Origin of the sequence: Streptomyces sp. NBC_00513 (assembly GCF_041431415.1) — a bacterium.
Taxonomy (GTDB): Bacteria; Actinomycetota; Actinomycetes; order Streptomycetales; family Streptomycetaceae; genus Streptomyces.
On sequence record NZ_CP107845.1, the window covers coordinates 2,186,651 to 2,209,019 of the forward strand.

General features: G+C 70.9%; 22 protein-coding genes. 7 read left to right on the plus strand and 15 right to left on the minus strand.

Going from position 1 to position 22,369, the window contains the following annotated elements; translation table 11 throughout:
- The first annotated feature begins 25 nt into the window (after positions 1-25).
- Positions 26-901, plus strand: a complete 876-nt coding sequence (locus OHA84_RS10350; protein WP_266950962.1) for a winged helix-turn-helix transcriptional regulator — start codon at positions 26-28, stop codon at positions 899-901.
- A gap of 108 nt (positions 902-1,009) precedes the next feature.
- On the opposite strand, the gene OHA84_RS10355 is transcribed toward OHA84_RS10350, so the two are convergent.
- The 12 genes from OHA84_RS10355 to OHA84_RS10410 form a co-directional block, all read right to left on the minus strand.
- The gene (locus OHA84_RS10355) at positions 1,010-1,552 is read right to left on the minus strand and encodes a TetR/AcrR family transcriptional regulator (RefSeq protein WP_053681653.1); all 543 of its coding nucleotides are present in this window, start codon (positions 1,550-1,552) and stop codon (positions 1,010-1,012) included.
- Positions 1,552-1,875, minus strand: coding sequence for a multidrug efflux SMR transporter (locus tag OHA84_RS10360; protein WP_053681650.1), 324 nt, complete (start codon positions 1,873-1,875; stop codon positions 1,552-1,554). Before OHA84_RS10360 ends, OHA84_RS10355 begins: the two co-directional genes overlap by 1 nt.
- A 125-nt stretch (positions 1,876-2,000) precedes the next feature.
- Positions 2,001-3,410 carry a DUF3616 domain-containing protein gene (locus OHA84_RS10365; protein WP_266972048.1) on the minus strand — a complete coding sequence of 470 codons (1,410 nt, stop codon included), beginning with the start codon at positions 3,408-3,410 and terminating at the stop codon, positions 2,001-2,003.
- A gap of 119 nt (positions 3,411-3,529) precedes the next feature.
- Positions 3,530-4,945, minus strand: a complete 1,416-nt coding sequence (locus tag OHA84_RS10370) for a hypothetical protein (protein ID WP_371591346.1) — start codon at positions 4,943-4,945, stop codon at positions 3,530-3,532.
- Between the two features lie 318 nt (positions 4,946-5,263).
- Positions 5,264-5,608, minus strand: a complete 345-nt coding sequence (locus OHA84_RS10375; RefSeq protein ID WP_053681645.1) for a metal-sulfur cluster assembly factor — start codon at positions 5,606-5,608, stop codon at positions 5,264-5,266.
- On the minus strand, positions 5,605-6,066 hold the full coding sequence (sufU, locus tag OHA84_RS10380) for a Fe-S cluster assembly sulfur transfer protein SufU (RefSeq protein WP_053681643.1): 462 nt from the start codon (positions 6,064-6,066) through the stop codon (positions 5,605-5,607). The genes OHA84_RS10375 and sufU overlap by 4 nt, the downstream gene beginning before the upstream one ends.
- 23 nt (positions 6,067-6,089) lie before the next feature.
- A complete protein-coding gene (locus OHA84_RS10385; RefSeq protein ID WP_053681641.1) occupies positions 6,090-7,346 on the minus strand; it encodes a cysteine desulfurase in 1,257 nt (418 codons plus the stop codon).
- Positions 7,343-8,107, minus strand: coding sequence for a Fe-S cluster assembly ATPase SufC (gene sufC, locus OHA84_RS10390; protein ID WP_053681638.1), 765 nt, complete (start codon positions 8,105-8,107; stop codon positions 7,343-7,345). The genes OHA84_RS10385 and sufC overlap by 4 nt, the downstream gene beginning before the upstream one ends.
- A gap of 7 nt (positions 8,108-8,114) precedes the next feature.
- Positions 8,115-8,432: a bifunctional 3-phenylpropionate/cinnamic acid dioxygenase ferredoxin subunit gene (locus OHA84_RS10395; protein ID WP_053681636.1), complete on the minus strand. Its 318-nt coding sequence runs from the start codon at positions 8,430-8,432 to the stop codon at positions 8,115-8,117.
- The gene (sufD, locus tag OHA84_RS10400) at positions 8,432-9,610 is read right to left on the minus strand and encodes a Fe-S cluster assembly protein SufD (RefSeq protein ID WP_053681635.1); all 1,179 of its coding nucleotides are present in this window, start codon (positions 9,608-9,610) and stop codon (positions 8,432-8,434) included. The genes OHA84_RS10395 and sufD overlap by 1 nt, the downstream gene beginning before the upstream one ends.
- Before the next feature lie 64 nt (positions 9,611-9,674).
- Complete coding sequence (gene sufB, locus OHA84_RS10405; protein ID WP_053681633.1) at positions 9,675-11,090, minus strand: Fe-S cluster assembly protein SufB; 1,416 nt, start codon at positions 11,088-11,090, stop codon at positions 9,675-9,677.
- The gene (locus tag OHA84_RS10410) at positions 11,087-11,863 is read right to left on the minus strand and encodes a helix-turn-helix transcriptional regulator (RefSeq protein WP_371591347.1); all 777 of its coding nucleotides are present in this window, start codon (positions 11,861-11,863) and stop codon (positions 11,087-11,089) included. The genes sufB and OHA84_RS10410 overlap by 4 nt, the downstream gene beginning before the upstream one ends.
- Positions 11,864-12,306: 443 nt before the next feature.
- Here OHA84_RS10410 and OHA84_RS10415 point away from each other — a divergent pair, with 443 nt between their 5' ends.
- From OHA84_RS10415 to OHA84_RS10430, 4 genes are all read left to right on the plus strand, one after another.
- A complete protein-coding gene (locus OHA84_RS10415; RefSeq protein WP_266950947.1) occupies positions 12,307-13,242 on the plus strand; it encodes an ABC transporter ATP-binding protein in 936 nt (311 codons plus the stop codon).
- Positions 13,239-14,006, plus strand: a complete 768-nt coding sequence (locus tag OHA84_RS10420) for an ABC transporter permease (RefSeq protein WP_266950945.1) — start codon at positions 13,239-13,241, stop codon at positions 14,004-14,006. The genes OHA84_RS10415 and OHA84_RS10420 overlap by 4 nt, the downstream gene beginning before the upstream one ends.
- Before the next feature lie 85 nt (positions 14,007-14,091).
- Positions 14,092-15,228 carry a hypothetical protein gene (locus OHA84_RS10425; RefSeq protein WP_266972041.1) on the plus strand — a complete coding sequence of 379 codons (1,137 nt, stop codon included), beginning with the start codon at positions 14,092-14,094 and terminating at the stop codon, positions 15,226-15,228.
- A gap of 25 nt (positions 15,229-15,253) precedes the next feature.
- A complete protein-coding gene (locus OHA84_RS10430) occupies positions 15,254-16,222 on the plus strand; it encodes a heme A synthase (protein ID WP_266951939.1) in 969 nt (322 codons plus the stop codon).
- A 46-nt stretch (positions 16,223-16,268) separates the two neighbouring features.
- Here the strand turns inward: OHA84_RS10430 and OHA84_RS10435 are convergent, their stop codons facing one another.
- The 3 genes from OHA84_RS10435 to OHA84_RS10445 all read right to left on the minus strand — a co-directional run bounded on the left by OHA84_RS10435 (position 16,269) and on the right by OHA84_RS10445 (position 18,809).
- Complete coding sequence (locus OHA84_RS10435) at positions 16,269-17,390, minus strand: amidohydrolase family protein (protein WP_266972039.1); 1,122 nt, start codon at positions 17,388-17,390, stop codon at positions 16,269-16,271.
- A gap of 94 nt (positions 17,391-17,484) precedes the next feature.
- Positions 17,485-17,844, minus strand: a complete 360-nt coding sequence (locus OHA84_RS10440) for a hypothetical protein (RefSeq protein WP_053681620.1) — start codon at positions 17,842-17,844, stop codon at positions 17,485-17,487.
- Positions 17,845-17,867: 23 nt separating this feature from the next.
- Positions 17,868-18,809 carry a heme o synthase gene (locus OHA84_RS10445; RefSeq protein ID WP_053681680.1) on the minus strand — a complete coding sequence of 314 codons (942 nt, stop codon included), beginning with the start codon at positions 18,807-18,809 and terminating at the stop codon, positions 17,868-17,870.
- Between the two features lie 295 nt (positions 18,810-19,104).
- Here OHA84_RS10445 and tkt point away from each other — a divergent pair, with 295 nt between their 5' ends.
- The gene (tkt, locus tag OHA84_RS10450; RefSeq protein WP_266950938.1) at positions 19,105-21,210 is read left to right on the plus strand and encodes a transketolase; all 2,106 of its coding nucleotides are present in this window, start codon (positions 19,105-19,107) and stop codon (positions 21,208-21,210) included.
- Positions 21,211-21,245: 35 nt separating this feature from the next.
- Positions 21,246-22,364, plus strand: coding sequence for a transaldolase (gene tal / locus OHA84_RS10455; RefSeq protein WP_266950936.1), 1,119 nt, complete (start codon positions 21,246-21,248; stop codon positions 22,362-22,364).
- The last annotated feature ends 5 nt before the right edge of the window (positions 22,365-22,369 follow it).

The window sequence follows — 22,369 nt, forward strand, 5'->3', positions numbered from 1 at the left end:
TGGGTCAACGGACAAAGGAGTTCCCATGGCCCAGCGCACGCACCTCGGCGACGCGGACTGCTCCATCGCCCAGGCCCTCGACGTCGTGGGCGACTGGTGGACGCTGCTCGTCGTGCGCGACGCCGCGCGCGGCGTGCACCGGTTCGAGGAGTTCCAGCGCGAGCTCGGCGTCTCCCGCAAGGTCCTGACCGAGCGGCTGAAACTGCTGGTCGAGGCCGGGGTGTTGACGCGCGAGCCGTACCAGGAACGCCCGGTGCGGCACGAGTACCGACTCACCCCGCGCGGCCGGGGGCTGCTGCCGGTGCTGGTGGCCCTCCAGGACTGGGGGGACACCTGGATCCTGGGAGAGGGAGAGATGACGGCGACGACCGAGGAATCCTCGCGGGAGGCGGCGCGGGTGCACGCGCTGCTCGGTACCCGGGTGCCGGAGCTGCTGCTCCCGGACCGGTTCGGGGAGCCCCGCGACCCCGTGGCGGACGCGCCGTTCACGGTCCTGTACTGCTTCCCGGGCGCCTACGCCCGGGCCGAGTCCTATCCGCCGGGGTGGGCCGGGATCCCCGGGGCGAAGGGGTGCACGCTGGAATCCTGCACGTTCCGGGACCAGTTGGCCGAGTTCACGGCGGCGGGCGCGACGGTGCAGGGCGTCTCCACCCAGCGGCCGGACGAGCAGCGGGAGTTCGCCGAGGCGGAGCGGTTGCGCTTCCCGCTCCTCTCGGACGCGGAACTCGCGCTGACCTCGGCGCTGCGGCTGCCGACCTTCCGCGCGGCCGGGGTGAGCCGGCTCAAGCGGCTGACCCTCGTCCTGGACCGGGACCGGACGGTGCGCGAGGTGATCTACCCGATCACGGACATCGAGGCCGGCGTCCGAACCGCCCTGGAGGCGGTCCGCGCCGCCCCCTGATCGACGCCGGACACCCCGGCGGACCCGGAGGCCGCACGAGACCCCGGTCGCACCAGGGTGCGCGCGGGGCCCCGGCGGCGGCGACCGCCGTCCCCGGGCGGCGCCCCTTCACGCCCCGGCCAGCACCCGCCCCAGGATGTCCCGCGCGTACGCCGGGTCGTACTCCGCGTCCGTCAGCAGGACCTGGAGACTGATCCCGTCCATCACCGCCACCAGCGCCCGCGCCGTCACGGGGTCCGTCCGCCCGCCCAGCGCCGCCGCCACGGACGCGCACCACTCGGCGGCCACCGGCCGCAGCGCAGGGCGGCGCAGGGCCGCCAGGTACAGCTCGTACTCCAACTCCACCCGTCCCCGGTCCCGGCCCGCCGCCAGGAGCTCCCCCAGCAGCCGGGCGAGCGCCGTCGCGAGGTCCGGCTCCGCGGGGTCGGGCACCAGGACGAAATGCTCGTTCGCCTGGCGCAGGGCCGCCACGAGGAGGTCGTCCAGGGTCTTGAAGTGGTAGGTCGTGGATCCCAGGGGGACGTCCGCCTCCGCCGCCACGGTGCGGTGACTCAGGCCCGCGATGCCCTTGGCGCCCACCACCCGGATCGCCGCGTCGATGATCCGCTGCCGCCGTTCCGGGTCGTGGCGGCGCACCGCTCCGGCCGGCATCAGTGGGCCGCCCCGCCGAGGTTCAGCAGGACGACCCCGCCGATGATCAGCGCGATTCCGGCGATCTTCGCCGCGGTCGCCGCCTCCCCGAGGAACAGCATGCCGATGGCGGCGATGGCGGCCGTGCCGACGCCCGCCCAGATCGCGTACGCCGTTCCCACCGACATCGTCTTCAGGGTCTGCGCGAGCAGGGTGAAGGCGATGAGGTAGCCCAGGACCGTGCCGATCGAGGGCCACAGCTTCGTGAAGCCTTCGCTGAACTTCATGGCGGTCGTGCCGGCGACCTCGGCGGCGATGGCCGCGGCAAGCAGTACGTAGGGCATGCGTACAAGAGTACACATCGTTGCGTACGCCCGTACACATGCCCGGGCGCTCCCCGCGCACGCCCCGCCGGGAGACCGGTCCGGCGGGGCGAACGGAGATCAGTTCGGCGGATCGGTTCGGCGGATCAGTTCAGCGTGAACCAGGCCGCCCGCGCCTTCTTCCACTCCGCGTGCGTCAGGTCCTTGGCCTCGGTGCCGTCCCCGTACAGGTCGGCGGAGCCGCTGTCGGTGATCAGCTGGACCCGCGCCCCCGCGACCGACAGGTCGGGCACCTCCACGATGGCCTCCCAGCCGCCGGGATCCGTGGTCGGCAGGTCGGCCCGCTTGACCGGGGCGTGGCCCGCGACCCCGTCCCACTGGTACAGCGCGTACGGGTCCGAGTTGTCGTCGGCGGCCCACGAGCCGGCCAGGATCAGGTACTGGTTCGCCGCGTTCTTTCGGATGTCGCGGATCGCGAGGCCTCCGAGGTCGAGCTCGATGCCCGCGCCGAAGGTGGCCTTCGCACCCGTGGACAGCACCTTGTCGAAGTTGCTGACCGGCACCACCAGCGCCTTGCCGCCCGGCACGGCCGGGGCGAGCGGCGCCCGGAATCCGAGATAGGCGGTGGTGGTGGAGCCCGGCGCGAACTCCAGCCCCTCCACGTTGAACCCGTCGATCTGCTTCGGCGCCTCGCCGTCCGCCGTACCGGCCGCGAAGCCGTAGCGGTTGCCGTTGCCCTTGTCCCAGGCCACCAGGTCGTCGCGGAGCTTCTTGTACGAGCGTCCGTACGCGAGTTGCGCGCCCGCCCCGGATCCGCTGAGCGTGGTGGTGAACACCGTGTTGCGGGGCGCCTTGTACTCGCCGTCCTTGTTGTTGCCGAGCGAACCGGTCCAGTAGACGGTGTCGCCGATCCGGGTCGCCCCCTCGATGTCCACCTCCTTGCTCACCCCGAGCTGTGAGCTGAAGTCCCAGGTCCTCAGCGGCGCGGCGGACCGGGAACGGTCGTACAGCCGCAGCACGTTCGACTCGTCGTCCGCGACCACGGTGTAGCCGCCGCCGACGTCCACGGCGGCCGAGGAGTCCGAGGCGCCGACGAGGTAGCGCGCGTCGGCGGGGTTCGCCACGGCGGCCGACGCCGCGTACGACAGGGTCTTGGTGGCGCTCTTGCCGCCCAGCCCACTCACCTTGACGGTGAGGTTGGTGTAGCCGCGGCCCCGTGCGGTCACGGCCAGTTGCCGGACCGCGCCCGCGCCGGTGACGGTGACGTCCCCGGTCCCGGCGACCGAGGCCTTGCTGGAGGCCGTCGCGCTGACGACCAGCGCGGACGCGTCCGCGCCGCTCTGTCCCACGGTCACGTCCACGACGGGATCCCCGACCCCGCCGACGGCCCCCGACAGGTAGGAGGCGGAGAACGTGATGGTCGGTGTGCCGTAACCGGTCGCCAGGGCCGGTGAGTTCACCCCGGCGAGCGTCAGCGCGGCGAGGGCGGCGACACCCAGCCGCCGCGTCGCCCGCTGCCTGTTCCCCGGCGTCGTCCGTCGCGTCGTCCGCTTCATCGGTGTCCCCCACGAGTTCATCGGTGTCCCCCACACGGTCATCGGTGTCGCCCACGCGGTCATCGGCGGCGCCACACGTTCATCGGTGTCCCCCACGCGGTCATCGGCGGCGCCACGCGTCATCGGTGTCCGCCACGCGTCGGGCCGAGCGTGAACCATGCGGAGCGGGCCTTCTTCCACTCCGGGTGGTCGAGGTCCTTGGCTTCCCTGCCGTCGCCGTACAGGTCGGCGGAGCCGCTGTCGGTGATCAGTTGCACGCGGGCCCCGGGCACCCTCAGGTCGGGCACGTTCACCACGACCTCCCACCCCCCGGGATCGGTGGTGGGCAGGTCCACCCGCTTACGCGGGGCGTGCCCGGGGACTCCGTCCCACTGGTACAGCGCGTACGGGTCGGAGTTGTCGTCGGCGGCCCACGAGCCGGCCAGGATCAGGTACTGGTTCGCCGCGTTCCTGCGGATGTCGCGGATCGCGAGGCCACCGAGGTCCATCTCGATCGGCTCGCCGAAGACCGGCGCGGCCGTGCCCGCGACCACCCGGTCCATGTTGGTGACGGGTACGACGAGCGCCTTGCCGCCCGGCACGGCCGGGGCGAGCGGCGCCCGGAATCCGAGATAGGCGGTGGTGGTGGAGCCCGGCGCGAACTCCAGCCCCTCGATGTTGAAGCCGTCGATCCGCTTGGGGACCTGCCCGTTCGCCGTGCCGGCCGCGAAGCCGAAGCGGTGGCCGTGCGCGGTGTCCCAGGCGATCAGGTCCTCGCGCAGGCCGTGGTGGGCGCTGCCGAAGGTGACCTCGGTGCCGGCGCCGGATCCGGTGATCGTCGTGGTGAAGACCGTGTTCCGCTCCGCCTTGTACTTGCCGTCCTTGTTGTTGCCCAGCGAGCCCGTCCAGTAGACGGTGTCGCCCACCCGGGCCGCCGCCTCGATGTCGACCTCCTTCTTCAGGCCGAGCGAGGGGCCGAGGTCCCAGGTCCTGACCGGCGCGCCGGTGCGGGAGCGGTCGTACAGGCGCAGGACGTTGGACTCGTCGTCGGCCACCAGCACGTGTCCGCCGCCCACGTCCACGGCGGCCGAGGCGTCCGAGGACCCGGTGAGGTAGCGGGTCGTGGGCGCGCCGCCGACCCGCGCCGAGGCGGCGTAGGCCAGGGTGGCCGTCGCGGTCTTCCCACCGCGTCCGGTGACCTGGAGCATCAGGTCGGTGTACCCCTGGCCCCGCGGGCGCACCGTCAGGCTGCGGTCGCCCGAGGGGGTCCGCTGCTGCCGTACGTCCCCCACGGCGGCCACCGCGGGGTTGCTGGAGGACAGCACCCGCAGCCGCAGGAAGCCGGCCGGCACCCCGGGCTGCTCGACGTCCACCGTCACGGCGGGGTCGCCGTACGCGCCCACGGCCCCGGTGAGGTGCGTGGCGGAGAGCGAGATCGTCGGATCGGCGTACCCGACGGCGTGCGCGGGCGCTGTCAGCCCCGCGACGAGGAGGGCCGCGGCCCCGGCGACGCCGAGGGCGCCCGCACGGCGCGCCGGCGATGGGCGAACGGTCACAGATGGTCCTCTCGACTGCTGCGCCACGGCATGAGCGTGGCGGCCATGGAGAAGATTCGGCCACCGCGGCCAACTTCCGGTGCACACCGCCCGACGGCCGGACGAACAGGCCGAGGAGCGGACGTCGCGGGAGGACGGACGACAGGAGGACGACACGCGTCACGGCCCGCGTCACGACACGCGTCACGACTCGCGTCACGGCCCGCTCCGCCTCCCGCCCGGCCGTGCCCGAGCCCGTCCGCCCGGGCCCCGCGAGGGCCCGAACGGCAGGAGGGGCCCCCGGCACCGTGCCGGGGGCCCCTCCTCACACACGTCGACTCAGACGTTGAAACCGAGTGCGCGCAGCTGCTCACGGCCGTCATCCGTGATCTTGTCCGGGCCCCACGGGGGCATCCAGACCCAGTTGATGCGAAGTTCGTTGACGATGCCTTCCGTCGCCGACTTCGCCTGGTCCTCGATGACGTCCGTCAGCGGGCAGGCCGCCGAGGTGAGCGTCATGTCGAGGGTGGCGATGTTCGCGTCGTCGACGTGGATGCCGTAGATCAGGCCCAGGTTCACGACGTCGATGCCCAGCTCGGGGTCGACCACGTCGTAGAGGGCCTCGCGGACCTCTTCCTCGCTGGCCGGCTTGATCGACGCCTCGGGCGTCGCGTTCTCGGTCATGCCGTCTTCCTCTCCGCGTCGCCCAGGGCCTGGGCGGTCGCGTCCTTCCACGCCATCCAGCTCAGCAGAGCACACTTCACGCGGGCGGGAAACTTGGCGACACCGGCGAACGCGACCGCGTCCTCCAGTACCTCTTCCATGGCCTCGTCGGGCTCGATCTTGCCCTTGGACTGCATCAGCTCCAGGAAGGTCTCCTGGATCCGACGCGCGTCGGCGAGGTCCTTGCCGACCAGCAGCTCGTTCAGCACGGACGCGCTGGCCTGGCTGATGGAGCAGCCCTGGCCCTCGTACGAGACGTCGGTGAGCGTCTCGCCGTCGTACTTCACGCGCAGCGTGATCTCGTCACCGCACGTGGGGTTGACGTGGTGCACCTCGGCGTCGCCGTCGCGCAGGCCACGCCCGTGCGGGTGCTTGTAGTGGTCCAGGATCAGTTCCTGGTACATCGAATCCAGCTTCACTGCGTCCTCGTCCGCCTTCGTCGCTATCCGAAGAAGTTCCGTACGTGCTCCAGCCCGTCGATCAGCGCGTCGACCTCGGCCGGAGAGGAGTACAGGTAGAAAGACGCCCGCGTGGTCGCGGGAATTCCGTAGCGCAGGCAGACGGGGCGCGCGCAGTGGTGTCCCACGCGGACCGCGATGCCCTGCTCGTCCAGCACCTGGCCGACGTCGTGCGGGTGGATGTCACCCAGCGTGAAGGAGATGGCGGCGCCGCGGTCCTCGGCCGTGGTGGGGCCGATGATCCGCAGGTCGGGCACCTCCAGGAGGCGCTTGACGGCGTACTCCGTGATCGCGTGCTCGTGCGCGGCGATCTTGTCCATGCCGATCGCGCTCAGGTAGTCCACGGCCGCGCCGAGGCCGACGGCCTGGGCGATCGGGGGCGTACCCGCCTCGAACTTGTGCGGGGCCGGGGCGTAGGTCGAGGCGTGCATCGACACGGTCTCGATCATCTCGCCGCCACCGAGGAACGGCGGGAGGTCCTCCAGGAGCTCCTGCCGGCCCCACAGGACGCCGATGCCGGTCGGGCCGCACATCTTGTGGCCGGTGAAGGCCACGAAGTCGGCGCCGAGCGCCTGTACGTCCAGCGGCATGTGCGGGGCGGCCTGCGAGGCGTCGATCAGCACCAGCGCGCCGACCTCCTGCGCGCGCCGGACGATCGCCTCGGTCGGGTTGACCGTGCCCATGATGTTGGAGACCAGCGTGAAGGAGACGATCTTCGTCTTCTCCGTGATGACCTCTTCGATGTTGGACAGGTCGAGCCGGCCGTCGTCGGTGAGGCCGAACCACTTCAGCTTCGCGCCCGTGCGCTGCGAGAGCAGCTGCCACGGGACGATGTTGGAGTGGTGCTCCATCTCCGTGATGGCGATCTCGGTCTCGCGGTCGACCCGGTAGGGCTCGTCCGCCCAGCCGAGCATGTTCGCGACCAGGTTGAGCGACTCCGAGGCGTTCTTGGTGAAGATCACCTCGTCGCGGCTCGGTGCGTTGATGAAGGCGGCGACCTTGTCGCGGGCGCCCTCGTACAGCGCCGTGGCCTCCTCTGCGAGCACGTGCACGCCGCGGTGGACGTTGGCGTTGTGCTGCTCGTAGTACTCGTTCAACGCGTCGAGCACCTGGCGCGGCTTCTGCGAGGTCGCAGCGTTGTCCAGGTAAACGATCTTCTTCCCGTCGTGGACCACACGATCCAGAAGGGGGAAGTCCTTGCGGATCGCCTCGATGTCGAGGAGGCCAGGCAGCTGTGTCACGCGGTCGCGCCACCCTTCACGTACTTGTCGTAACCCTCGGCCTCCAGCTGGTCCGCCAGCTCGGCGCCGCCGGACTCGGCGATCCGGCCGTTCGCGAACACGTGCACGAAGTCGGGCTTGATGTAGCGCAGGATGCGCGTGTAGTGGGTGATCAGCAGGGTGCCGACCTCGCCGCTCTCACGGACCCGGTTGACGCCCTCGGAGACGACGCGCAGGGCGTCGACGTCCAGGCCGGAGTCGGTCTCGTCGAGGATCGCGATCTTCGGCTTGAGGAGCTCCAGCTGGAGGATCTCGTGGCGCTTCTTCTCGCCGCCGGAGAAGCCCTCGTTGACGTTGCGCTCGGCGAAGGCCGTGTCCATCTGGAGCTGCTCCATGGCGGACTTGACCTCCTTCACCCAGGTGCGCAGCTTGGGCGCCTCACCGCGGATGGCGGTGGCCGAGGTGCGCAGGAAGTTGGAGACCGAGACGCCGGGGACCTCGACCGGGTACTGCATGGCGAGGAACAGGCCGGCGCGGGCGCGCTCGTCGACGGACATCTCCAGGACGTCTTCGCCGTCGAGGGTGACGGTGCCACCGGTGATCGTGTACTTCGGGTGACCGGCCAGCGAGTAGGCCAGCGTGGACTTGCCGGAGCCGTTCGGACCCATGATGGCGTGCGTCTCACCCTGCTTGACGGTGAGGTCGACGCCCTTGAGGATCTCGCGGGCGCCGTGCTCGGCCTCGACGGAGACGTGCAGGTCGTGGATTTCAAGCGTTGCCATGGATACCTCAGGACTCCTGGGTGAGGGAGACGAGCACGTCGTCCCCTTCGATCTTTACGGGGTATACGGGTACGGGGCGCGTCGCGGGCAGGCCGGACGGCTTGCCGGTTCGCAGGTCGAACGCCGAGCCGTGCAGCCAGCACTCGATCATGCAGTCCTCGACCTCGCCCTCCGAGAGGGACACGTTCGCGTGCGAGCAGATGTCGTTGATCGCGAACACCTCCCCCTCGGTGGAGACGATGGACACCGGCGTGCCGTCGAGTTCCACCCGCTTGGGGGTGTCCGCCTCCAGCTCGCTCAGCGCACAGGCCTTGACGTAATTCATCAGACGGAACCCTGGAGCTCGGTCTCGATCTTGGAGAGCAGGCGCTCCTCGATGTCGTCGACACCGATCTGCTGGACCAGCTCGGCGAAGAAGCCGCGCACGACCAGCCGGCGGGCCTCGTCGGCCGGGATGCCGCGGGCCTGGAGGTAGAAGAGCTGCTCGTCATCGAAGCGGCCGGTCGCGGAGGCGTGGCCGGCGCCGACGATCTCGCCGGTCTCGATCTCCAGGTTCGGCACCGAGTCGACCCGCGCGCCGTCCGTGAGGACGAGGTTGCGGTTCATCTCGTAGGTGTCGGTGCCCTCGGCGGTCTTCTCGATGAGCACGTCACCGATCCAGACCGCGTGGGCGTCCTGGCCCTGGAGGGCGCCCTTGTAGACCACGTTCGACTTGCAGTGCGGGGCGCTGTGGTCGACCAGGAGGCGGTGCTCCTGGTGCTGGCCGGCGTCCGTGAAGTACAGGCCGAAGAGCTCGGCCTCGCCGCCGGGGCCGGCGTAGGTCACGCGCGGGTGCAGGCGGACGAGGTCGCCGCCGAAGGTGACGACGATCGACTTGAAGGTAGCGTCGCGGCCCACCAGCGCGTTGTGCTGGGAGACGTGGACGGCGGTGTCGTCCCAGTCCTGCACCGACACGACGGTGAGCTTCGCGCCGTCGCCGACGAGGAAGTCGACGTTGGCGGCGCGCACGCCGTCACCGGTGTGGTCGATGACGACGACGGCCTCGGCGAAGGCCTTCACGTCGAAGACCGTGTGGCCGAAGGTGGTGCCCCCCTCGCCGTGCAGCGTGACGCGCACGGGCTCGGTGAGGACGGCCTCCTTGGGCACGGTGACGACCGTGGCCTTGGCGAAGGACGAGAACGCCTGCGCGGCGACCCGGTCCACCGGGGTGCCCGCCTTGCCGATGCGCGCGTCGCCGCGCTCCACCGACTCGATCGTGACGACCTCGGGCGCGTCGATCTGGGCCTTCAGGGTGCCGTCGGCGACCGCGGTGCCGTCGTGCAGGCCCTTGAGGCGGGCGAGCGGGGTGAACCGCCACTCCTCCTCGCGGCCGTTGGGAACCGGGAAGTCCGCCACGTCGAAGGACGGGGGCGCGCTCATCCGGGTGGCGACGGTGGACTCTGCGGCCACCGCGATCGCGCCGGCGGTGGTCGAGCCCGCCGGAATGTTCTGAGCCTCAGCCATGGCTGTCGTCTTGCTCTCTTCCTACGTCTATGAATGTGCTGCGGATGGTCCGGCCGGGTCGGGACTAACCGACCGAGCCCTCCATCTGCAGCTCGATCAGCCGGTTCAGCTCCAGCGCGTACTCCATGGGCAGCTCACGGGCGATGGGCTCGACGAAGCCGCGCACGATCATGGCCATGGCCTCGAACTCGGTCAGACCGCGGCTCATCAGGTAGAAGAGCTGGTCGTCGGAGACCTTGGAGACGGTGGCCTCGTGCCCCATGGAGACGTCGTCCTCGCGGACGTCCACGTAGGGGTACGTGTCCGAGCGGGAGATCGTGTCGACCAGGAGCGCGTCGCACAGCACGTTGGACTTGGAGCCGTGCGCGCCCTCGCCGATCTCGACCAGACCGCGGTAGGAGGTGCGGCCGCCACCTCGCGCCACCGACTTGGAGACGATGTTAGAGGAGGTGTTCGGCGCCATGTGGACCATCTTGGAGCCGGCGTCCTGGTGCTGGCCCTCGCCCGCGAAGGCGATGGACAGGGTCTCGCCCTTGGCGTGCTCGCCCATCAGGTAGACCGCCGGGTACTTCATGGTGACCTTGGAACCGATGTTGCCGTCGATCCACTCCATGGTCGCGCCCTCGTACGCCACGGCGCGCTTGGTGACCAGGTTGTAGACGTTGTTCGACCAGTTCTGGATCGTCGTGTAGCGGCAGCGGCCGCCCTTCTTCACGATGATCTCGACCACGGCGCTGTGCAGCGAGTCCGAGGAGTAGATCGGGGCGGTGCAGCCCTCGACGTAGTGGACGTAGGCGTCCTCGTCGACGATGATCAGCGTCCGCTCGAACTGGCCCATGTTCTCCGTGTTGATGCGGAAGTAGGCCTGGAGCGGGATGTCGACCTTGACGCCCTTGGGGACGTAGATGAACGAGCCGCCCGACCACACGGCGGTGTTCAGCGACGCGAACTTGTTGTCGCCGACCGGGATGACCGTTCCGAAGTACTCCTGGAAGAGCTCGGGGTGCTCCTTCAGCGCGGTGTCCGTGTCGAGGAAGATGACGCCCTGCTCCTCCAGGTCCTCGCGGATCTGGTGGTAGACGACCTCGGACTCGTACTGGGCCGCGACACCGGCGACGAGGCGCTGCTTCTCCGCCTCGGGGATGCCGAGCTTGTCGTACGTGTTCTTGATGTCCTCGGGCAGGTCCTCCCAGGAAGCGGCCTGCTTCTCGGTCGAACGCACGAAGTACTTGATGTTGTCGAAGTCGATGCCGGAGAGGTCCGAGCCCCAGTTCGGCATGGGCTTCTTGCCGAACAGCTTCAGGCCCTTCAGCCGGAGGTTCAGCATCCACTCCGGCTCGGACTTCTTGGCCGAGATGTCGCGGACGACATCCTCGGACAGACCCCGCTTGGCGGTGGCGCCCGCCGCGTCGGAGTCGGCCCAGCCGTATTCGTAGGTGCCCAGGCCATCGAGCTCAGGGTGAGCAGTCTCCGTGGTCATGCGGGGTTCCTCCCGGCCGTACTTGCAGATACTGATGTGTCGGTCTGTGCGGCGCCCTTGGCGCCGGTGCCCGCGCTGCGCGGAATGAACGTCGTGCACACCCCGTCGCCGTGGGCGATCGTGGCGAGTCGCTGCACATGTGTCCCGAGCAGGCGGGAGAAGACCTCGGTCTCCGCCTCGCAGAGCTGCGGGAACTGCTCGGCCACGTGGGCGACCGGGCAGTGGTGCTGGCAGAGCTGTTCACCGCTGTGCGGACCGGGAGCACTCTTCGCCGTGGCAGCGTACCCGTCCGCGGTCAACGCCTTGGCCAGAGCCTCGGTCCGTTCCGCGGGAGCGGCCGCCTCGACGGATTCCCGGTAGGTCTCCGCCTGTGCGGCCAGTCGTGCGCGGGCGAACGCGGCGACCGCCGCCTCGCCCTGCTCGCCCCCGCCGGCGGACTGCGCGATCCAGCGCAGGGCCTCGACGGCGAGCGAGTCGTAGGACTGGTCGAACGCGTCGCGGCCGCAGTCGGTGAGCGCGAACACCTTGGCCGGCCGACCCCGCGTACGTGCGCCGTACACACGCTGCTCGCGGGGTGCGATCACGTCGTCGGCGACGAGTGCGTCGAGGTGACGACGGACGGCGGCCTGGGTGAGGCCGAGACGCTTGGCGAGGTCGGCGACGGTGGACGGACCGTGGTCCAGGATGGAGCGCGCGACCCGGTTGCGGGTGGACCGCTCCCCGGTCACGAGTTCCCCCTGGGGGGTCTCGATCATCCGTTCGCCGTATTTCACAACGCCATTGTTGCGTAATTAACCGAGCATCGACAAGCCGTGACCGGGGCCACCCCGGGTGGCCTCCATCACTAAGGGTTACCTAATTTGTCGACGCAGAGTTATTCGGAGGCCTGCATTCCACACTCTCGGACAGTGCCTCGGGAGCACCGGGCGACGGCCCCCACCAGCAATCCCCCGCCCGAGAGGGCCCCGGGACGGAAAACGCCGGGATCCGGAAAAGTTCACGGAAACCGACTGGGCCATCCAGGGCCACGGGGCCGAAAAGAGCCGTGATCGCGACGCGGTGTTCGAATCCGGGAGCCGGGAAATCCGCGCCGGCGGCCCTGGAACGGGGATTTCGACCACGTCGCGGCGCGCCGAGAAATCATGGACGGCCATGCCCGTGGCCCCGCCGCCCCCGGCACCGAGGACCCCCCTCGGCCCTCCGTAGACTCACCCGCATGAGCAACGACCCCGCCGTGGAGATCCGCGGACTGGTGAAGCGGTACCGCCCCCACCCCCACCGACCGGCCGTGGACGGACTGGACCTCACCGTCCGCACGGCGTCGGTCACCGCGGTACTGGGTCCCAACGGCGCGGGCAAGACCACCACCGTGGAGACCTGCGAGGGCTACCGGCGCCCCGACGCGGGCACCGTCCGCGTCCTCGGCCTCGACCCGATCACCCAGGCCGGGGCCCTGCGCCCGCGGATCGGCGTCATGCTCCAGTCCGGCGGGGTCTACTCCGGCGCCCGCGCCGTCGAGATGCTCCGCCACATGGCCAGGCTGTACGCGAACCCGCTCGACGTGGACACCCTCGTGGAACGCCTCGGACTCGGCGGGTGCGGCCGCACCGCCTACCGCCGGCTCTCCGGCGGCCAGCAGCAGCGCCTGTCGCTCGCCATGGCCGTCGTGGGCCGGCCCGAGCTGGTCTTCCTCGACGAGCCCACGGCCGGTCTCGACCCGCAGGCCCGCCGCGCGACCTGGGACCTCGTACGGGAACTGCGCGCCGACGGGGTCACCGTCGTCCTGACCACCCACCACATGGACGAGGCCGAGCAGCTCGCCGACGAGGTCGCCATCGTCGACGCGGGCAGGGTCATCGCCCACGGCAGCCCCGAGCAGCTCTGTCGGGGCGGTGCCGAGAACACCCTGCGCTTCACCGGCCGCCCCTCCCTGGACCTGGCCTCCCTGCTGAAGGCGCTGCCCGACGGCACCGAGGCCGCCGAGCTCAGCGCCGGCGTCTACCGGGTCACCGGTGACGTGCACCCGCAACTGCTGGCCACCGTCGCGTCCTGGTGCGCGCAGAACGGGGTGATGCCGGACAGCCTCTCGGTCGAGCGGCACACGCTGGAAGACGTCTTCCTCGAACTCACGGGCAAGGAGCTGCGCGCATGAGCGCCGGTACGTTCACCCCCGACCCGGGGGCCGCTCCCCTGTCCCACATGATCCGGGCGCAGACCGCGCTGGAGACCCGGATGCTGCTGCGCAACGGGGAGCAGCTCCTGCTCACCGTGATCATTCCGGCGCTGCTGCTGGTGCTCTTCTCCGCCGTGGACGTCGTGGACACCGGCGACGGCAAGGCCGTGGACTTCCTGGCGCCCGGCGTCCTCGCCCTCGCGGTGATGTCCACCGCCTTCACCGGCCAGGCCATCGCCACCGGTTTCGACCGTCGCTACGGGGTCCTCAAGCGGCTCGGGGCCTCCCCGCTGCCGCGCCGGGCCCTGATGGCTGCCAAGACCCTGTCCGTCCTGGTCACCGAGGTGCTCCAGGTCGCCCTGCTGACGGTGATCGCCCTCGCGCTGGGTTGGTCCCCGCACGGGAACCCGCTGTCGGTCGCGGCGCTGATCCTGCTCGGCACCGCGGCCTTCTCGGGGCTGGGCCTGCTGATGGCGGGCACCCTCAAGGCCGAGATGACCCTGGCCGCCGCCAACCTCGTCTTCCTGCTGCTGCTGGTCGGCGGCGGGGTGATCGTGCCGCTGGACAAGTTCCCCGACGCCGTGCGCTCCGTACTCGAACTGCTGCCGATCTCGGCCCTGTCCGACGGGCTGCGCGAGGTGCTCCAACACGGGGCCTCGATGCCCTGGGGCGACGCCGCGATCCTGTTCGGCTGGGCGGTGCTGGGGCTGGGCGCCGCCGCGCGGTTCTTCCGCTGGGAGTGAATCCCCTCCCTCGCGCGTTGGCATGGCAGGAGGATGACCACCTCCACGCATCAGTGACGCACGACGATGACGCCGGGGGGTGGGCATGACACAGCGGGAGGCCGTTCTGCGGCTGGACGAGCAGTGGGCGAGAGTCCGCTCGGGAGCCGCGCACGCGGAGCCCGGCGAGAGCGACCGGCTGCTGGCCGAGTTGATCGGCGCGCTCCGCGAGCCCGCCCGGACGGACGCCGAGTGCGCGGCCCGGCTGGGGCTGCGGCTGGGCGACCTCGCGGCCCGCCGGTTCGCCGCCGGGGACCGGGCCGGGGCGCTCTCGGCGATCGAGGAGGCCCTGCGGCACGCGCAGCAGGCCGCAGGGCACGCCCCCGAGTACGCCCGCTGGTACGCCCGGGGGCTGATCAACCAGGGAGTCTGGCTGGCCTGGCCCCTCAGCGACGACGCACGGCTCCCCCGGCACCCGCTGGGCACGGTGGCCGAGAGCGGCCCGACCCCGATGGAGCGCGCGGCCGGCGAGCGCGCCCGGGACCTGACCCGCACCGCCGTCGAGGTGTGGGCGTCCCTCGACCAGCACGACCCGGTCAACCGCCGGGGTCTGGCGCAGGCCAAGGTGTTCCTCGGGGACCGGCTCGCGGAGCTGGGGTCCGCCGAGGACGCGGTGGCCTGGGCCGTCGACGCGGAGGCGGGGTTTCGCCGCCTGCTGCTGGCCGCGCCCGGCGCCGAGGAGGCCCAGGAGGCCGAGGAGGCCCTGGACCACATCGGCCGGCAGTTGGAACTGCGCCTGCGCTTCCTGTCCTTCGAGTCGCTGGTGAGCCTGCGCGCGGGCGGCCTGCTGCCCGAACGGCTGCTGCCCCAGGCGGTGGTGGCGGCGCGGATCCAGGGCGTCGCGGAGCCCGAGATCGCGGCCCGGTTGGGCCTGGGCGCCGAGCAGGTGGGCACGATGCTGGAGGTCACGCCCTGGCTCGCCGTGTGGCGGCTGGAGGTCCGGGGCGCGGACGGGCTGTGGACCGTACAGGAGCGTCCGTGGCACGGCTCGACGGAGGTGCGCAACCGCACCGCGGAGGACGTGGCGGCGGAGCTGGTGCGCGGCTTCATGGATTCGCCGGACTACCCGGGCGACAACGGCCTGTGGCGGATCCGGCTGTGGTGGCACGAGGAGGGAGACCCGGCCGGAGCACGATTCCGCCTGGTCATAGGACCCGACTCGGCCGCCGGCACCCCCTCGTGAAAGTTTGCACAAGGCGCGGCCTACGATAGGGGCCGTGTTGACCCCTCTCTCCTTCATCGCCGGCCGCTGGACCCCGTCACCCCGGACCGTCCGGCGGGCCGCGCTCGCCGCGCTCGTCATGAGCGTGGTCATCGTCGTCACCGGCGGCGCGGTGCGACTGACCGGATCCGGTCTCGGCTGCGACACCTGGCCCAAGTGCACCGACGAAAGCCTGATCGTCACCCGGGAACAGGGCTTCCACGGGGCGATCGAGTTCGGCAACCGCATGCTGACGTACGTGCTCTGCGCCGCCGTCGGCTGGGCCATCGTCGCCGCCCGTTCGACGAAGCCGTGGCGGCGTTCCCTGTCCCGGATGGGCTGGCTCCAGTTCGCCATCGTGATGGGCAACGCCGTGCTCGGCGGCATCACCGTCCTGACGGGGCTCAACCCGTACAGCGTGGCCGGGCACTTCCTGCTCGCCACCTCGCTGATCACGGTGACGACGATCACCTGGCAGCGCGCGGCCGAGGGCGACTCCCCGGCCCGGCCCCGGGTGCCCGCACCCGTGCGCAGGCTCTCCTGGACGCTGATCGCCACCACCCTGGTCCTGATCGCCGCCGGCACGGTGGTCACCGGGTCCGGTCCGCACGCGGGTGACAGCAGCGAGATCAAGCGGATGCCGTTCGACTGGGCGGCCACGGCCCACGTGCACGCCATCGCCGCCTGGGTGGTGTGCGCGCTCGCCGTCGCGATGTGGCTGGTGCTGCGCGTGGTCGACGCCCCCGTCGACACCCGGGCGCGCGCCCGGGACCTGCTGATCGTGCTGCTCGCCCAGGGCGCCATCGGCTACGTGCAGTTCTTCACCCAGGTGCCCGAGGCCCTGGTCGCCGCCCACATGCTGGGCTCGTGCCTGGTGTGGATCGCGGTGCTCCGCGTCGCGCTGAGCCTGCGCGAGCGGCCTGCCGGCAAGGCCGGGATCCCGGCCCAGGGCGACCCGCTGCTCGCGACCGTCTGAGACACCCGATCCGGCTGAGCGGCCCGGCCCTCGTGGGCCGGGCCGCTCAGGCGCGTTCGTCCAGTCGGTAGACGCGCCGGGCGTTCCCCGCCGCGATCATGGCCGCGACCCGGTCCGCGTCCCGCCGGGACCAGGACCCGTCGGCGACCCAGCCACCGAGCACGTCCTGGATCGCCTGCCGGAAGACCAGGGCGCCGACGGCGTGCAGCTCGGGCAGTCGGCGACCGCCGCTGGAGAACATCAGCTTCCCGAAGGGGGCGGTCTCCAGCAGTTCGGCCAGTACCGTCGCCGCCCGCGCCCCGGTCTGCGAGAGGACGGCGCCCAGGTCGGCGTACACGTGGGGGAAGGCGGACGCCAGTCGCGCCGAGTGGCGGTGGTACGGATAGCCGCCGAGCAGCACGAGCCGGGTCCCGAGGCCCGCGGTGGCCCGTACGAAGTCCGTCAGCAGGGCCGGATCGGCCCGCCCCGGGTACTCCGCCGGCTCCCCCGCGCCCGTGTGCAGCTGGATCGGCAGCCCGGACGCCACCGCGCTCCACAGCAGGTGCCGCAGGAGCACGGGGTCGCGTACGGCCTCGCCCTTGGCCCGGCGGGCCAGCCACCGCCCGGCCGCCCCGTGGACCTCGCCGGGACCGGGCGGCTCGGGGGCGAAGGCCAGCACGGCGGGGTATCCGGCGGCGGCCCCGCAGCTGAAGGCCGCGGCCCCGGCGGCGGCGTGCTGGAGGGCCTCGACGAGGTTGGAGAGGAAGGCTGTGACGGTTCCGGAGGTGTCGGCGACCTGCTCGGCCAGCAGCTCCAGCCGTACGATCTCGAAGGTCTCGGCGTCACCGGCGAGGGAGAGTTCCTTGGGCCCGGTGAGGTCCCCGGGGACCCCCGTGTCGACCAGGTACGCGGCGACCCGGGAGCCGCGCAGCAGGCGTTTGCCGGCCTCGACGACCCCGAGTTCGCGCCGGCGGGCCAGGTAGCGGGCGGGCGTGCAGTGGGGCTCCAGCCCCAGCAGCGGCGGACACCAGCGGCGCACGGCGAAGCCGGTCTGGGTGTCGAAGAAGGTGGTGCCGGCGGCGGGCGGGCCGGCAGAGCTGATCAGGTGGGCCTCGAAGGTGCCGAGGCCCAGCTCCGTGCGGAGCACTCCCTGGCAGTACTGGTCCACCAGGGGCGGCGTTTCGATCATCCGGTCATCCCGTTGCGGACGTGAGGAAGGGGCTTCCACACGTCCTAACGGGTGAGCGGGGTGTGAGGTGTTGCTCGCGCTGTTGACCGAGCCCTCAGAATCCGGGATTGGCGGGTCCGCCCATCTGGATGCCGGCCATCCGGGTCCACTCGTAGGGCCCGGTCCGCACGCGCGCGGCGAACTCGCCGTCGAACTCCTCGTGCAGGGTCAGCCCGGCCTTCTCGGCGGCCAGCTCGGCCACGCCGTAGGTCGGGGCCACCAGGTCGCCCCAGCCTCCGTCGGTGCCCACGAGCACGATCCGGGTGCCGGCCTGCCCGATGTGGGCGAGCTGGCCCTCGGCGCCGCCGTGCCGCTTGGCGAACGCGCCGATCTGCCGGGCCAGCTTCGCGGCGGTGCGGTCCTGCTTCTTGTCCGGCGTGGCCGGGGTGACCGGGGTGTCTGCGGTGTCTGCCATGACTCGATGCTACCGACGAGTAATCACTTGAGGAAGGGATCCACGGCGACGGCGACGAAGAGCAGCGACACATAGGTGATCGACCAGTGGAACAGTCGCATCTCCTTCAGCTTCGCGCCCGTCACGCCCGACTTGGCGCGCGCGTTCAGCGCGTGCGCCTCCCACAGCCACCAACCGCCGGCCACCAGCGCCACCGTCGTGTAGAACCAGCCGGTGTAGCCGAGCGGGGTCAGCAGCAGCGAGACCGCCACCATCACCCAGCTGTAGAGGACGATCTGGCGCGCCACGACCTTGTTGCCCGCCACGACCGGCAGCATCGGCACGCCGGCCCGCGCGTAGTCGTCCTTCACCTTCATGGACAGCGGCCAGTAGTGCGGCGGCGTCCAGAAGAAGATGACGAGGAACAGGATGATCGCGGCCCAGGAGACCTCGTTCTTCACCGCGGACCAGCCGATGAGCACCGGCATGCAACCGGCGATGCCGCCCCAGACGATGTTCTGCGAGGTGCGCCGCTTCAACAGCATCGTGTAGACCACGACGTAGAAGAGGAGCGCGCCGAGCGACAGGGCCGCGGACAGCCAGTTGACGAGGAGCCCCAAGAAGAGGGTGGAGACCACCGCGAGGCCGAGGCCGAAGGCCAGGCACTCGCGCGGGCTCACCATGCCGGTCACCAGCGGCCGCTGCGCGGTGCGGTCCATCAACGCGTCGATGTCGCGGTCGATGTACATGTTCAGCGCGTTCGCGCCACCGGCCGAGAGGTAACCGCCGAAGCAGGTCGCGAGAACCAGCCAGAGGGAGGGAACGCTCCCCTCGGCCAGGAACATCACCGGCACTGTGGTGATCAGCAGAAGTTCGATGATCCGAGGCTTGGTCAAAGCCACGAATGCCATGGCCCTGGCCCCGAACGGCCGGTGACCGGGGCTCGTCCCGAGCACCGCCGCTGGACGGGATTCGACGGCCGTCACGCACACCCCTGAGAGAGAATCCAGCAAGCTCCGACTCGCACTCTTCAGGCGTGAAAGTCCGGTAAAGGCTTGCGCGTACCACGCCACTCTAGACGTTGCTCTTGTGTCGCCCCGCGCGGGGGTCCCCTCGTGTTGGGCCGATCGGCGGGAGCCCAGGTGAACACCAGTCGCCAACCAGGCGACGCACTACCGGCACTCGAATAGCCGCACGCCCCGGCGGGGGTAGGCTCGGAATCGCTCCGGTGCACCGTTCGTCACCGGGAAACCGACATGTGGAGAGGAGCCCTGACAAACGGTGAGCACCAAGCCGACCACCACAGAGCTCGAGTGGACCGAACTGGACCAGCGGGCCGTCGACACCGCCCGCATCCTGGCCGCCGACGCGGTACAGAAGGTCGGGAACGGCCACCCCGGTACGGCGATGAGCCTGGCCCCCGCCGCGTACACCCTTTTCCAGAAGGTCATGCGGCACGACCCCGCCGATCCCGAGTGGGTCGGGCGTGACCGCTTCGTGCTCTCCGCAGGGCACTCGTCCCTGACCCTCTACACCCAGCTCTACCTGGCCGGTTTCGGCCTGGAGCTGGCTGACCTGGAGGCGTTCCGCACCTGGGGCTCCAAGACCCCCGGTCACCCGGAGTACGGACACACCAAGGGCGTCGAGACGACCACCGGCCCGCTGGGCCAGGGCGTCGCCAACGCGGTGGGCATGGCCATGGCCGCCCGCTACGAGCGCGGTCTGTTCGACCCCGAGGCCGCCCCGGGCACCTCCCCGTTCGATCACATGATCTACGCCATCGCCGGCGACGGCTGCCTCCAGGAGGGCATCTCGCACGAGGCGTCCTCGCTGGCCGGCCACCAGAAGCTCGGCAACCTCGTGCTGCTGTGGGACGACAACCACATCTCCATCGAGGGCGACACGGAGACGGCCGTCTCCGAGGACACCCTCGCGCGCTACGAGGCCTACGGCTGGCACGTCCAGCGCGTCGCCCCGCAGGAGAGCGGCGACCTGGACCCGAAGGCGCTGTTCGACGCGCTGGAGGCCGCCAAGGCCGAGACCGGGCGCCCGTCCTTCATCGCCATGCGCTCGATCATCGCCTGGCCCGCCCCGCACGCCCAGAACACCGAGGCCGCGCACGGCTCGGCGCTCGGCGCCGACGAGGTCGCGGCCACCAAGCGCGTCCTCGGCTTCGACCCGGAGAAGAGCTTCGACGTCGCCGACGAGGTCCTCGCCCACACGCGCGAGGCGCTCGACCGGGGCCGCGAGGTCAAGGCCGCGTGGGAGAAGGACTTCTCCGCCTGGCGCACCTCCAACCCGGAGCGCGCGGCCGAGTTCGACCGCATCAACGCCAACGAGCTGCCCGCGGGCTGGGAGGAGAAGCTCCCCGTCTTCGAGGCCGGCAAGGGCGTCGCCACCCGCGCCGCGTCCGGCAAGGTCCTGGAGGCCCTCGGCGCGGTCATCCCGGAGCTGTGGGGCGGCTCGGCCGACCTGGCCGGCTCCAACAACACCACCATCGACAAGAACTCCTCGTTCCTGCCGGTGGGCAACCCGCTCCCGGGCGCGAAGCCGTACGGCCGCACCATCCACTTCGGCATCCGCGAGCACGCCATGGCCGCGGCCATGAACGGCATCGCGCTGCACGGCCACACCCGTGTCTACGGCGGCACGTTCCTCACGTTCTCCGACTACATGCGCAACGCGGTCCGCCTCTCCGCGCTGATGCACGTGCCGGTCACCTACGTGTGGACGCACGACTCCGTCGGCCTCGGCGAGGACGGCCCGACCCACCAGCCGGTCGAGCACGTCGCCTCGCTGCGCGCCATCCCGGGCCTGAACGTGGTCCGCCCGGCGGACGCGAACGAGACCGTCGTCGCCTGGCGCGAGATCCTCCGTCGCCACACCAAGGTGTTCGGCAAGGGTGCCCCGCACGGTCTGGCGCTGACCCGCCAGGGCGTGCCCACCTACGAGCTCAACGAGAACACCGCCAAGGGCGGGTACGTCCTCCTCGACGCCGAGGGCGGCGAGCCGCAGGTGATCCTCATCGGCACCGGCTCCGAGGTCCAGCTCGCCGTCGGCGCCCGCGAGGCGCTCCAGGCCGAGGGCATCCCGACCCGCGTGGTCTCGATGCCGTCCGTCGAGTGGTTCGAGGAGCAGGACCAGGCGTACAAGGACAGCGTCCTGCCGCCCGCCGTCAAGGCGCGCGTCGCCGTCGAGGCCGGCATCGGTCTGACCTGGCACCGCTACGTCGGCGACGCGGGCCGGATCGTGTCGCTGGAGCACTTCGGTGCCTCCGCCGACGGCGCCCTGCTGTTCCGCGAGTTCGGTCTGACGGCCGAGGCCGTGACCGCCGCCGCCCAGGCCTCCCTCAGCGAAACGGGCGGCATCGCCGCCGCCGCGCGCTGACACCGGTACACGAACCAGTAGGAGATGCAATTCCCATGACAGACGCACTCAAGCGCCTCTCCGACGAGGGCGTGGCGATCTGGCTGGACGACCTGTCCCGCAAGCGCATCACGTCCGGCAACCTCGCCGAGCTCATCGACCAGCAGCACGTGGTCGGTGTCACCACCAACCCGTCGATCTTCCAGAAGGCGATCAGCAGCGGCGACGGTTACGAGCAGCAGCTCGCCGACCTCGCGGCCCGCAAGGTCACCGTCGAAGAGGCGATCCGCATGATCACGACGGCGGACGTCCGCGACGCCGCCGACATCCTGCGCCCCGTCTTCGACGCCACGGAGGGTCAGGACGGCCGGGTCTCGATCGAGGTCGACCCCCGTCTCGCCCACAACACCAGGGCGACCGTCGCCGAGGCCAAGCAGCTCGCCTGGCTGGTGGACCGCCCGAACACGCTCATCAAGATCCCGGCGACCAAGGCCGGCCTGCCGGCGATCACCGAGGTCATCGGCCGGGGCATCAGCGTCAACGTCACGCTGATCTTCTCGCTGGAGCGCTACCGCGAGGTCATGGAGGCGTACCTGGCGGGTCTGGAGAAGGCCAAGGCCGCCGGCCTGGACCTCGCCAAGATCCACTCGGTCGCCTCGTTCTTCGTGTCCCGCGTGGACACCGAGATCGACAAGCGTCTCGACCACCTCGGCACCGACGAGGCCAAGGCCCTGAAGGGCAAGGCGGCCCTCGCCAACGCCCGTCTGGCGTACGAGGCCTTCGAGGAGGTCTTCGCCGGTGAGCGCTGGGCCGCCCTGGACAAGGCGCACGCGAACAAGCAGCGTCCGCTGTGGGCCTCGACCGGCGTCAAGGACCCGGCCTACAAGGACACCCTGTACGTGGTGGACCTGGTCGCCCCCGGCACCGTGAACACCATGCCGGAAGCCACCATGGAGGCCACCGCCGACCACGGCGAGGTCACCGGCGACACCATCCGCGGCACCTACGAGCAGTCGCGCGCCGAGCTCGACGCGGTCGCGAAGCTGGGCATCTCGTACGACGATGTCGTTCAGCTGCTGGAAGACGAGGGCGTCGAGAAGTTCGCGGCGTCCTGGAACGACCTGCTGAAGTCGACCGAGGCGGAACTCGTGCGCCTTGCCCCCACGGAGGCCTGAACACT